Origin of the sequence: Vibrio sp. 10N.261.55.C5 (assembly GCF_041470505.1) — a bacterium.
Taxonomy (GTDB): Bacteria; Pseudomonadota; Gammaproteobacteria; order Enterobacterales; family Vibrionaceae; genus Vibrio; species Vibrio crassostreae_C.
Genome location: NZ_JBFRMS010000019.1, coordinates 1 through 13,090, shown reverse-complemented (window position 1 = coordinate 13,090; position 13,090 = coordinate 1). Strand labels below are relative to the sequence as shown.

The window sequence follows — 13,090 nt, the reverse complement described above, 5'->3', positions numbered from 1 at the left end:
GTTATACACATAAGGTGTTGTTTGTGTCTTCACAATCGTACGTAAGGAAAAATTTCTCTCTCGCCTGGCCCCTCGCCTTAAACGGTATCTTGATGCAGTCGATGTTGATGATCGACACACTGCTTGTCTCTCCTCTTGGTGAAATCCCTTTAGCTGCAATGGGGATTGCGACGACTATCGTTGCCTTTGTACTGGGAATTCAAATGGCGCTGGCAAACGGTACTCAGTTAGTATTAAGCCGCGCAGTGGGCTCTGGCATCGCCGCATCATTATCTAAAGCATTTTGGGCAGGGTTATTTATCAACCTTGGCGTAGCAACACTATTTTGGCTTCTACTTACTTTTTTCGAACAACCCTTGATTCAAGCTTTAACAGATGACGCTTCCCTTCACTTAGAAATCAGCCGCTATCTAGACATCTCGAAATACATCGTTATTTTTACCGCGTTAACGCAGGTGATCATTGCTTTATTTAATGCGCTAGGCAGAACTAAAGTCCCATTCAAAGGTTACTTAATTGAACTGCCTATCAATGCTGTACTCTCATATGTGCTGATTCATGGTTTTTCTAATTTTGAAGGGATTGGAGTACAAGGCGCTGCATTAGGCAGCATTATTGCAATAACGATCCGCTTGCTGTATTTGGTTTTGTGCGTGCATTTAAGCTCAGCGATTTCACTCAAATTAGACGCTCAGCGCTCTGAATTCTTTACCAACGTTCGCCGTCACTTTATCGAAATATTCCCTGTAGCAGCGAACGTGACCATGCTTTTGATTGGCGCAACGATATATCAATTGTTGTATTCGCAACTTAACATCAACGCTTACGTAGCGATTACTTTGGTGATGCCTTGGATCAGGGCTGTCTCTCAATTTATTACCGCTTGGGCTCACTCTTCCGCAATTACTATCAGCCAAGCGATTGGCTCTAAAAAGATGGATGACCTAGTCAAAAACGTCGATACCAGTATTGATATTGCGGTCGTCATTTCTTTTGTGTGTGCAATCTTGTTCGCAGGATTAAGTCTGGTCATTGGTGACATTTACCCGAACTTGGATGAGTCTACCTATCAAGCATTGGCCGTTATCGCCCCACTCTACATCTTCTTGCCGATTGTCCGTGGCTACAACACGGTTCATGGGAATGTACTAAGAGCACTAGGAAAAACGACCGCAGTCTTCAAAATCAACTTTACTGGTCAATGGGTAATTTCAATTCCATTGTGTGCATTGATCATCTTTGGATTAGACGGTTCTATCTTTTGGGCTTTCGCTATCCAACCATTCGAAGAAGTCGTTAAAGCTTTCCCATTCCGTCATTTGGCTCGAAAGTCTCTTAAAGAGTTTGATGCCGACAAAGCTAAAGAGTTGATGTATGACTAAAATCCGTATCGAGTTGCCGTCCTAAAATCTTCCCACGCGTTCTGAATACAACCTTGTCTTTTGACAAGGTTGTATTGTTTTAGCTGTACCATTCATTGGTAGGCTTCAGCACACCCTCATTGATACCAAGGTCACATTAATACCAAGGTCATCTTAAAACTCATATAAAACAAAAAGACCACTCAACATTCGGTTAAGTGGTCTTCGAAAATATTCCTTAAGGACTGCGTCTAGCTAGCCTATTGGTTATGCTATGTGCTATTTACCGTTCAACTTAAGCGCTGAGAAAGTCACACTGTTGTAATCGCCATTCTTTTTATCGATAGCGAAATCGCCAGTACCGCCACAACCAGGTCCCCATACAGGGTGAGAATCGCTCACGCTACATTGGCCGTATGCGCCCGCTTTGTAATAGAAATCATCTTCAGCATAACCCGTTGGTGAATCAAGCTCATCAATACCCTTGCTCAGATCGATTTCATACTTAACCGTATCGTGACGTTCTGTTTCAAACGTTAGGTACATTATGGTGCCTTTCACTTCCACTTTGTAGCTAAACTCTTCACCAAGAGCAATGCCTGCTTCACCCGGTTCCGCTGGGTTTTCCCAAGTGTTACCCCAAACAGGGTAAGCAATATCGATGCGGTTTGGATCGTTCTTAGCTAGATTGCGTTCATAGTTCCAGAACACGGAACCCATCTCTTGATCCGGAAACTTTTTGTAGAAGATTTTAAGTGGCTCATTGCCATGACCGTAACCCGTCGCCGCTTTAATTAACTCATCGTGTTTTTTGGCATGTATCTGCCCTACCACCACTGAGTGCGCAGGGTATTTTTCAGGGAACTTAGCGTTAACGGCAACGTGGTTTACTTTGAGTGTCGCAGCTAACGTTCCGCCAACCGCACTGTACTCACTTGCTGCTGGGTGGCTCGATAACGCCCACTGATTTCCTTTAGCGGCGGTATCAATTGAAAAATCAGCACCGCGTGGCATTTGTCGTAGTTCAGAGCGCGCATTCTTTGAATTCTTAGTGGTAATGGCTTGGTTCTGCACTTCAAATACCAAGTGACCGTCTTTATCAAGATGGAAGAAATCACTATGGGAGTAGCTCATCATGGCGACCCCTTCAATTTCATCGACACGACCATCCTCATTGATATCTGACGGAATGGTGATTTTCCAATGCTTCATATCAAAGTTATCGCCAGGGACCGGATAAGAAACACCGTTATTAGCGAACGAGACGAGTGGAACTGCGGATAGCAAAGCGATAGCAAGTACGTTTTTTTTGAACATTGGAATTATCCTTAATTAGAAATGAGCATCTGGAGAGTGGTCAATATCCACTGGGTAATAAGCAATCAAAGCATTGCGACTGTAATTAAGTTAAAGAAACACAAGAAGTAGGTTAACGAGATACAAAAAGCTGGTTAACGAAATAGAAAGCAGGCTAGCAAAACATAAGCCACTGGCCTCAAATATATGCTCGCTTAGCTAAAATATATCGCCACTTAGCTAATAAATATCAGCGCTTCGCTCATAGTCATAAGCTTCATACCACAGTGTTTTTCCATAAAACATTTGTATTATTTTATCACATACATTGACCGCTTCTTGGTGAGAATAGAAAACTGAGAGCACGATCATTGTCAGAATCAAACACAGCATTAAAAATGGGATCTTCATAACATTTCGCTATAAACACGCCTTATTTGTTAAATTAATTACTAAAAAGTTGCTTAAATGGCCTAATTAGGCGTTTTTTTATACTTTCATGACGAGTAAAACGTGACTGACAACTCAATTAACAAACATGTCAACATGTGATTTATTTGCATTGCGTCTCAGCTCACGGTTTTTTATAATCTTAAAATATAAGATTATTGTATGAGTTAATGGATAGCTCAAATGGATTACCCTACCTTTACTTAATCTTAAATTTAAAATACGAGAGTAATGATGAAAAAAATGGATAAAATTGCCTTCGCAGTGGCAGCAACTTTATTTGCAGGCTCGGTTAGTGCTGGTTCTCTGAACTACCGCGCAGAATATAAACACGACGAAAAGACTTACGCACAGCGTATAAAAATCGGTGAGTCTGTAAAAGTTGCCGATAATACAAAACTGAACTTTAGCGTAGAGCAAAAATTCCATAGTAGCGACGCAACTGACTTTTGGAATCAAATGACACGTGGTGATACTGAATTTGATTGGGGCGTTCGATACGATATCAACAAGCAATGGTACATACAGCCAGGTATGCCAATTACGTTTGGTGATGAAAGAACGACGTATAAACCACAAGTACGTGTGGGCTACAAAGCAAGCTTTGGCTTAACAACTGCCCTTCGTTACCGCCATGAATTCAGAGAATATTCAGACAGCGAAAGCAACGGTAACCGTACTCTTGCAGATGGCACGACTAGTGTTGCTTCTGCAGGCAAAACATTCCAAGAAGGCAAATTGACACTAACGGGTTCATACAGATTCTCTAACCCAGATCTGAAAAACCTTCGCCTAAGTTACGAAGCAAACTACATCCACAACTACGATGACGTTCGTCTTTTTAACAACACTAATGAAAACTGGGACTTAGGTGCAATTGTCGGCTACCAACTTGGCGACATCCGCCCATATTTTGAAATTTGGAATGTTAAAGGTGCAGGTTCAACCAGCGATGACCGTCAGCTAAGAACACGTGTAGGCGTAACTTACTCATTCTAAGTCGTTAACAATCTATAAATAATAAGTGGCTAGACTCAAACCCGTTTATGTCGTCTAGCCACCGCAGGGAAATAAAGGGAAATTATTATGAAAATGTCTAAATCAGCTATTGCCGTAGCTATTTCTACAAGTTTTTTGTTTGGTTGTGACTTCGATGTAGGTAGTGAAAACGACGAAAACCCTTCCGTTACTCCACCTCCTGTCGTAGAGGAACCTACGGAAGTTTACTCTTTAGAAAATATCTATTGGGAGCTGACAGGTGGTGAAATTGCAGCACAGTCAACCAGCGGAACTTCACCATATCGCTTTGATAATGATGAGGAAGGCACACGTGCTCTAAGCATTTACAGCGGCGACGTAGATAGTGGCTACACTTTTGAGAGTTCAACATATACTGCTGAAGAAGAAGGTGTTGTGTCCTTTAATGGTAATGACTGTACTTATACAGTAACTGACCAACAACTCGAAATGACCTGTGAAAAAGATGACGTAGAAACATCTTTCGACGGAACAGAGATTACAGATGAATCTGTTATAACTGCGTTAGATAATGCCGATGATGGAAATGCTAAATCAGTCGATGAAGTGAACGCTGCGATTGCATCAGCAGAAGTTGGCGACACTATTGGTTTGTCATCTGAAGGTACGTTTGATACCGGCGTTATTGAGCTAAACAAAGCAGTCACACTTGATGGTGCTGGTTTAGCAACAATTACCGGTGATGCTTGTATTGATGTCACTGCACCCGGTGCAGGTATCAAAGACATGACTTTTGCTAATGACAATTTGGCAGGGTGTTTTGGCAGGGAATCAGCTGGTACTTCAGATAATGAAACTGGTGCGATCGTTATTGGTAAAATTGGTAAAGATTCAGATCCTGTAGCACTTGAAAATCTAAAGTTCGATGCAAACGGCATTACCGAAGATGATCTAGGTACTAAAAAAGCAAGTTGGTTATTCTCTCGAGGTTACTTTACATTAGACAGTAGCGAATTTGTCGGTTTGAGTGGCAGTTTCCAAAATAATGCGATTCGTATTAACTGTAGCAGTGACAACGGGCGATTTGGTTCACAAATCACAAATAATACATTCACTATTAACTCTGGTGGTAGTGATGTTGGCGGAATTAAAGTTGGCGATTCTAGCAGTGCAATCATAAAGCCTAGTGAGGATAACCTTAACTGTAATGTCACTATCGAAAGCAATACATTCAATGGTTATACGACCTTACTTTCAGCTGACAACACTAGCAATAATAGAAATACAGCTATCTACGCACAACCATCTGCAGTAAACACTGCATCTGGTAAAGAAAATACCTTGAACTAAACCTAAGAGTATCAAAACAGACAAGTTGACTTGCTGTTTGCTTATCTTAGAACCTGACTTATCCAAAGCCATAGCAACTGCTATGGCTTTTTTATTTTTTAAAACACAGAGCTTATTACACGATTAAATTTAACAAGCAAAATATCTATTTTATTTACTCTAATTAAAAACCAGAATAACTCTAGCGCTAATTGTCATTCTGCCTTTCTACTGTTCTAGCCCTCTCAAAAGCCCTGTATCTATCATAGATAAACAAAACCCCTCAGCTCTGCACTCAACCCACAAATTATTATTCAGCATCACCGTACCATACAATCAAGGTATTTACGGCCTGTAAGCAACTAACCCTCAAACGCATCCCCTTGAGCACTAGATTCGTTTGATCATCGACTTGAGCCCGCCTAGTATTTCATAAAGCATTGGAACCAATAGAATGGCTAACCCTACCCTTCTAATTATGAAAGAGTTAGAGCACTATTTATGGCTGTTGCTAGGAGCCTCACTAAACAACCCAAGAGTGACGGTTTCAAGAACAGTATGGGTAGTCAGCCGAGCTAACGCTTATTAGTAAACCACGCACATAATACGTTCGTGCATTGGCAAAGCCTTGAGAACAAGGTCAAAGTTTTCGAGCTATGGTGATTCCGATAAACATCACGACATTATTTGGGTTTGAATCCGCGACAGGCTAGCCTATTGGTAACTGAGATTAATCATGAGCTAGGTTAATTGTGATCGGCGCTTGGGGGTAATAGTGACTGATAATGACTAAAGTTAATACTGAATGAGCTTAATGATAATGTCTTAAACTCTGTGCAACTGATAACTACCCCTCTCCTACTCAATTAAATCATACGCTTAAGCCCAACCAACAGCAGGCACAAAAAAGCCTCCAAACCCTAAGGCTGGAGGCTATTGCGATAGCTTTAATATTAAGTGTTATTCGGTTAGATTACTTTTGGTATTGATCGTGCGATACATCTAGCTGGTAGAAAGTCGCTTGTGAGTAATCGTCTAGGTCGCCGCTGATGTTTTGGTTGTAAACACCTGCTTTGAAGTACATGTACTTGCCGCCAACATCGTAACCGCTGTTACTCATATCAACCACTTGTTGTACGTCGTCATGACCTTCACGCATTAGCGTTACGATCAGATCGTGGCCTTTCACTTCGATGCGGTAGCTGAATACCTCACCAAGTGCGATACCATCCTCACCCACTTCTGCTGTCATGCCACCAACAAGTGGGTAGAAGTTCTCTTTAGTACCGTTTTGACCTTCGTGTGCAAAGTAAACCGCACCAGTCGCTTGGTTTGGCAATTTACGGTAGTACAAACGAATTGGCTCATCGTCTTTGTCGTGAATTTGACCAATGATAAAGCGACCTACTTCATTCGCGTTACCCGTTGTGGTTGCATGGTCAATCTTCAATGTTGCTTCCATTACGCCATCAATGCCAGCCGCCGCTTTTAGGTCAGCTTCTGGTGCCGTTGAGAATACCCAGTTGTTCTTGTTAACACCTTGGGTTTTGATCGACTGGTCACCACGACGCATCATTTCACGTAGCTCAGTACGAGCATACTTAGTGTTTGCAGACGTACGCACACCTTTTACGTAAGATTTGAATACCATGCCGCCATCATCAGCAGTGTAGAAGATCTCTGGGTGCTGGTAACCGTTTGCAAGGTTCCACTCAGAAACGTCATCTGGCTTGCCATTTTTGTCATGATCGAATGGTTGAGATAGGTACCAGTGAGTCAAGTCAAAGTTTTCGCTTGGTGCATTACCTGCAAGCGGTGTTTCAGGTAGGTTAGTCGGTGCTGGCATCGCAGTACGTGTTTGGCACTCTACGGTTGTATCACAAGGGTAAACCGCTGGTGCACCAAAGTTACCGGTACGCAAATCTTTGCGCGCTTCTTTAGCGGCTTTTTCTGCTGCTTTCATTTCAGCGATCATTGTTTGCTCAGCGGCAACCACTGCTGGCGTGATGATATGGCTTGTTGGACAAGCGTTAACATTACAGTTAACCGCCGCCAACTCAGTCAAGCTGTTCCAACCGTTTTTAGTGTTACCGTGACCCACGTATCTCACGTAGCGCGCTTGTACTGCTGGCTCGAATTGGAAACGCTCTAGGCCGATCGCTTTACCTGAGCTCAGTTGGTTTTCAAGTACGGTTGTCCAGGTTTCACCATCGACACTTACTTGAATATCAAATTTAGACTGACGCTCATTACCTTTACTGAAAGCGGCCTGAACTGCGTCAAACTCTTGTACAGAGCCGTAGTCTAGCATTGCCCACTCGCCGTCACCCGCTGAAGACCAACGCGTTGTAAGATCTTGGTCAAGAAGAAAATCTGGGCCGTTACCATCGTGGCTGCTTGCAGTAGCTGCAACTGGCATCAGTAGAGCTTCACCCGTTTCTTTGTTGTTCGGAAACTCAACCGTTGGTGTTGTGCTTGTACAACCCACCGCTAGTAGGACAGAAGAGGCAAGTAAGCTTTTTAGAATCGTTTGTTTCATATTAAACCCATTATTATATTACAAAGGCAGCGCTTGTAAGTGAAATCAAAGTCCGCGAACTCCTGTTATTAAGTGATTTATATTTGGATGTTTGCGAGTACATAAAAATCTTACGTAATCTTATAATACAAATAAAACGTTTCATTGAATAAATGAGACTGGGGACACTTTCTGCTTTATCCATATATTAACTGGATCACATTTCTTATTGATAAAATAGAGAGTAGATAAATTTTGGATCAGCATCTCGTCTAAGCGACGATAATTTTTGGTGGCTATTCACCGGGAAGTTGATCTCGTTATTTAAATTAAAGTCACCTAACCCATTACATTTGAGCACAAAAAAAGACCACATTGTTAACAACTGATGTGGTCTTTTAATTACGGTTTTTATTTGTTAAACCAGCGCGAGTGTTAAAGCAGCGCGAGCTTAATAATGGGCCGCTCTCACAGAGCTAAAACTCACATCAAATATCTCACCGGCGTACTCGCTGTCTGGCTTAAATTGTGGGTAGATACCCGCTTTGAAGTAGAAAGCGATGTCGTTAGAGGCCCAATCTTGAGTTAAAGAAACCGTGTCCCCATCTTTATCTGTGTAATCTTGTCCCCAAGGGATTAAATGAGAAACGGTGTTGGTTCCATCTAAATCATGAGTCGCCAAGTAGATACCGTCTTGATTGGCACGAATCGTATATCGCCACTCTTCACTTGCCGAATAAGTCCCTAACTCGACACTGAACGGGTCACAATGATTACAGTCTTGGTTGTTGCGCTCAAAATCAGAGTTCAGTATCACTCTTACTGGCTTACTCTCGCCTTCCCATAACAGTTTCACCAATGCTTGATTGATCTTCCAACCATGGATTTGTCCAAGTACCACTTTTGGATCTTGATTGTTGATGTTCGGGTAATCTTCAATTCGCAAGCTTGCGGTTAACTCGTGACTGGTAGCGTTCGTTCTAGTGTCGTCCAAATACCAACTTGTATCTTCATCGCTGGTGCTACAATCCGGTTGAACACTGCTTTGATACAACTCCCTGAGCTCAGAGCGAATATAGCTAGAGTTTTGGGTAGAGGTGCCGTATCCCATATCCGCTCTAAAGTGCATTCTTCCTTCATCAGTATTGAAGTAAGAAAGATCAATATCACTGTCGTACACATCGCTGTCATTTGAAAGAAGATCTTTACTCGATTCACAACGTTCTGGTTCTAACTCAGCAGCACTGTCACCACCGCTTCCATACCAATCATTCTTACTCGGTGGAATAGTCAGCTTCCAATCATTAATGTCCCAATCGTTTGATCCATCGATTTGAGTCGTGGTGTATCTCAACGCCTGATAGTAAGCAATCGCTTCACCATTCTCAAATTGGTTATAGATACCCGCTTTGAAGTAGCTCAATAAATGCTGCCAGTAAGCGATGTCTTGATTCACTTTTACTTCATCATTCACTTTGAGCGACAGTGTGTTCTCATAAACAGAAAGATCAAATTTGGTAAAACTGTCCAATTCCGCCTCACCTAAATCGTAGCGATTGTATGACGTGGCATAACAATCCGAAGAGTCAGCAGCGCTGCTACAATCAATAGCATTGTTTTTCATGACTGCCCAGTAGTGACCTGTGAGGCCATCTCGTTCTTGCTCCCAAACCACACGCAATAGCGGATGAGGGATATAACCCGTACCACTCTCATCAGTCCCCTTATTGTGTATCTGCAGCAACGTCACTTCATCATGATCAGCGGGAGAACTCGCCATGGCATGCTCAATATCAGGCAAACTTATTTCCGCATACAGACTGCGCCTTACGCCCGCTTCGTTGATATCGAAGTTTTCTCCCTCACGAACTTCAGAGCGCATCTTGTAGTTCGTCATTTTGAAGATAAGATTTTCCGTCTCTTCATCAGCATAAAAATAATCACTGACATAACCATCGAAGTTACCATCTTTGACTTCAGAGGTTTTATTGCCCTCCTCTCCATTAGGATCAGAGACCTGAAGATCTGAGCTGGAAAGGATGTTTTGATACTTGGTAATATCATAGGGAGCAACAACACCAGCGGGCATTCCTGGGTTATTGGTATCGGAAGGATCACTGCTGTCACTGGAGCTGCTTCCACCGCAGCCATACGTAAGCGAAGCGAGTACTACGACGAAGATTGGCTTATTCACATTTATCTCACTTATCCATAAGAATAGAGTGACAATGTATATTTGTACTATTTTATGTCAATTATATATTTATCAGAATGTGAGATGCGGCAAATGAAGTGGGATGAATGAGTATTGCGTAGAGTTAGACTCAAGAAAAACGCAGAAAGGCCACTCTAAACTCGCAAGCTATTGAGTGGCTCTCAGATCAACAACTAAACTTAGTATGTTGATTTTTAAATATAAATATTAGAAAAGTTAAACCTTAAAGCTGCTCATCAAGTCACTAACGCTGCCGTTAAGTGTTTTGATTTCTGCTGATTCAATCAACTGATCTTGGCTTAGCTTATTAAGCTCCTCAACAAAGCTTTCAATCTTATGCATGTTCTTAGCAATGCTCTGAATAAGGGCGTTCTGCTCAACAGACGAACCCGAAATATCGTTATTAAAACGACTTACCGTTTCCATCTGTTCCGTTAGCTTGGCCAACATATTTACCGCTTGAACCACTTGGGCACGCGTCATTTCACAGTTACTTTTGGTCAACTCAATCGATTTAACCAAACCATCTGATTTAGACTGCAAGCCAGACAGCGCTTCATCAATTTCAGAAGTACTGATTTGAGTTCGGTTGGCTAACGCACGGACTTCATCAGCAACCACCGCGAAACCTCGGCCATGCTCACCCGCTCTCGCCGCTTCAATTGACGCATTCAATGCCAGCAAATTAGTTTGTTCCGCAATTCCTCCAATCACAGACACGATAGACTGGATGCTCTGCGTTTCATTCGCCATTGAGCGAATATCATCAGAGGTGGTGCAGACTTGCTTCTCAAGATCACTGATATAGGTTTCCGTCACGGTGTTAATTTGTTTCGTCTCATCACTGAACACAGCGGCCTCTCTTGCTGCTTCTGCCGCCGACTGAGAACTCTTCTCGACTTCGTTTGATGCTTCAGATAAGCCGTTAATTGCAGAGACCACTTGAACCGTTTCATCAGTGTGAACTTTCAGTACATCGCTGGTTTCTTTACAACCTTCACGAATACTCAGTACCTTAGTATCGAGATCCGAGTTCTTAAATTTGACGTCCTTAACCATCTCTTGCAGACCAATGATGAACAAGTTGATGTCTTTGGCGATATGCCCTAAGTCATCATTCCCCTTCTCAACAAGCCTTTGAGTCAGGTCTCCGTTACCTTGAGATAGATCGTGGACGATTTTTCTCAGTGACACGATTGGGCGGTAGAAGCGATTCAGCAGTAAAATCATCAATATCACCGAGCCAAGCACACATGCCACGATAAGGATACGCGCACTCGACATCACGCCATTCAACTGATTGAGCGCGAGTTCAGGATCGATACTAGATATCATGTACCATTCTTTCTGGCTGCCAATATCCACTTTCTTGGCCATCAAAATTCTCTGGTTGCCATCAATCACACCCTCAATGAATTGGTCAGGCTGTTCAATGGCACTATTGAGTCTCATCTGAGTATCTGCAGAAGATATATTGCTTTGCGGAAGTACGTTTTCGACTGTTGAAGCGACCACCATCCCTTTCTCGTCGATAATAATGCCTTTGGCTTCGTAGATACTGTCCAGCTGTTTAAGCTGAGTTTCCAAATCGTCAAAACGTATGTCGGCCATGATGACACGATCTTGGTATGAGTAGGTCACACCGATCATAGGCACTTGAGTACTCTTAGTGAAAAACAGATCACTAAAAGATAAGCCTGATTTCAATTTGGCTTGTTGATACCAAGGTCGAACGGTTGGATTGTATTTTTCTTTTATCCCTACACCGTTAGGAAAAGACTCTGAAGGGCGAGAGGTATAAGAACGGCCGTCGTCAAAACCCACCACAATCTTGTCAATGCCACCCAGCTTTGCAGCATAATGCATGAGTGCTTCATTCGGCACTTGGTATGGGGATTTCATGAACTCTTGTGCAACAGAGTTAACGGTATCGATGGTGCGCTGAACGGTATTTTCTATTTGATTAATTTCTATCGTTAACGAGTGATCAATCTCGTTATAAATCGTTTGGTTTACTTGATCAGTCGCCAAGTTAAGCGTGAACCAGTTCGTAAATGCCAAGGCACTGGAACTGACGATCGCCACCATTAAAATCAATTTTCCTTTAAACCCTAGAGACAATTTTGAATTCATAAAACTCATAATCCATATCAACCTATGTCTATTATTTTTATCCGAATGAAATGGTCATTTTTTAGATATTCGAAGATACGGGAAGCAAAACTTGTTCATGCCGTTCCATCGTCACAACCATCAATTTAATTAATATTGTATGTTTAATTTACTGCACTTTCTGTGAGCAATCTTGACATATTAAAACCGGCTAAAATAGCCCTGTGACATAGTTATCATTTATGCGTTTTGACTTTCATCTCATTGAATAAAATCACTATAAATTTGTAAAACGTCCAATTTCATAGTGAAAAGTCATATTTCTGTCGATAATTATCATCACCAGATTTTACTGTCCCACGCTACCTAATAGTATGCAAAAATGAGTCTTAACTCACACTTCTACCAACTAACCATTCACTCAAGGCATTCAATCTTAAAATTTATTTGTAATACAATAAGCCTTAAGTTATGGTGTATTTGAATCATAACTTAAGTTCTTTCTGGATGCTTTTGTTCAGTTCAAAGTGATAATTGAAGCAGCCGCTTTAAGGTCATTGAACTCGTTTAACGTAGAAACTGTCGGGGGATCTCGTTATTCGTTTTTTCACTTTCTATTGATCATTTGTTTTTCCAGACGGCTCGTCCGAACATGCCCATACAGTCACCAGCTGTGTGGGTTTTTTTTACTTTCTTTTCAGACCCGATATACGAGCGGTGTTAAGCCATCGCCAACAATCAGTTAAGTGCACTGGTTTAAGCTTGCGAGGAAAAGTGAGTGAGTTGGTGCTAGAAGGCTTTGAATTTACAAATAGATATAGATATAGATAT

Annotated in this window: 7 protein-coding genes; 3 read left to right on the top strand and 4 right to left on the bottom strand. The window is 41.9% G+C overall.

What is annotated here, in order from left to right; translation table 11 throughout:
* Positions 1-14: 14 nt before the first annotated feature.
* On the top strand, positions 15-1,382 hold the full coding sequence (locus tag AB4263_RS09785) for an MATE family efflux transporter (protein ID WP_080582237.1): 1,368 nt from the start codon (positions 15-17) through the stop codon (positions 1,380-1,382).
* A 258-nt stretch (positions 1,383-1,640) separates the two neighbouring features.
* On the opposite strand, the gene AB4263_RS09780 is transcribed toward AB4263_RS09785, so the two are convergent.
* The gene (locus AB4263_RS09780) at positions 1,641-2,678 is read right to left on the bottom strand and encodes a polysaccharide lyase family 7 protein (protein WP_372098157.1); all 1,038 of its coding nucleotides are present in this window, start codon (positions 2,676-2,678) and stop codon (positions 1,641-1,643) included.
* Between the two features lie 663 nt (positions 2,679-3,341).
* Between AB4263_RS09780 and AB4263_RS09775 the strand changes: the two genes are divergently transcribed.
* Entirely contained in the window at positions 3,342-4,106 is a 765-nt protein-coding gene (locus tag AB4263_RS09775) for an oligogalacturonate-specific porin KdgM family protein (RefSeq protein WP_372098161.1), read from the top strand.
* Between the two features lie 87 nt (positions 4,107-4,193).
* On the top strand, positions 4,194-5,435 hold the full coding sequence (locus tag AB4263_RS09770) for a hypothetical protein (RefSeq protein ID WP_372098156.1): 1,242 nt from the start codon (positions 4,194-4,196) through the stop codon (positions 5,433-5,435).
* Positions 5,436-6,387: 952 nt separating this feature from the next.
* Here the strand turns inward: AB4263_RS09770 and AB4263_RS09765 are convergent.
* The 3 genes from AB4263_RS09765 to AB4263_RS09755 all read right to left on the bottom strand — a co-directional run bounded on the left by AB4263_RS09765 (position 6,388) and on the right by AB4263_RS09755 (position 12,235).
* Positions 6,388-7,953: a polysaccharide lyase family 7 protein gene (locus tag AB4263_RS09765; protein WP_102428436.1), complete on the bottom strand. Its 1,566-nt coding sequence runs from the start codon at positions 7,951-7,953 to the stop codon at positions 6,388-6,390.
* Positions 7,954-8,383: 430 nt separating this feature from the next.
* On the bottom strand, positions 8,384-10,126 hold the full coding sequence (locus AB4263_RS09760; protein WP_372098155.1) for a polysaccharide lyase family 7 protein: 1,743 nt from the start codon (positions 10,124-10,126) through the stop codon (positions 8,384-8,386).
* A gap of 237 nt (positions 10,127-10,363) precedes the next feature.
* Positions 10,364-12,235 carry a methyl-accepting chemotaxis protein gene (locus AB4263_RS09755; protein WP_102428434.1) on the bottom strand — a complete coding sequence of 624 codons (1,872 nt, stop codon included), beginning with the start codon at positions 12,233-12,235 and terminating at the stop codon, positions 10,364-10,366.
* Positions 12,236-13,090 lie beyond the last annotated feature (855 nt).

Coding starts and splice junctions, on each gene's coding strand:
- AB4263_RS09780 (WP_372098157.1), bottom strand. CDS start 2,678: ATGTTCAAAAAAAACGTACTTGCTATCGCTTTGCTATCCGCAGTTCCA.
- AB4263_RS09775 (WP_372098161.1), top strand. CDS start 3,342: ATGAAAAAAATGGATAAAATTGCCTTCGCAGTGGCAGCAACTTTATTT.
- AB4263_RS09770 (WP_372098156.1), top strand. CDS start 4,194: ATGAAAATGTCTAAATCAGCTATTGCCGTAGCTATTTCTACAAGTTTT.
- AB4263_RS09765 (WP_102428436.1), bottom strand. CDS start 7,953: ATGAAACAAACGATTCTAAAAAGCTTACTTGCCTCTTCTGTCCTACTA.
- AB4263_RS09755 (WP_102428434.1), bottom strand. CDS start 12,235: ATGGTGGCGATCGTCAGTTCCAGTGCCTTGGCATTTACGAACTGGTTC.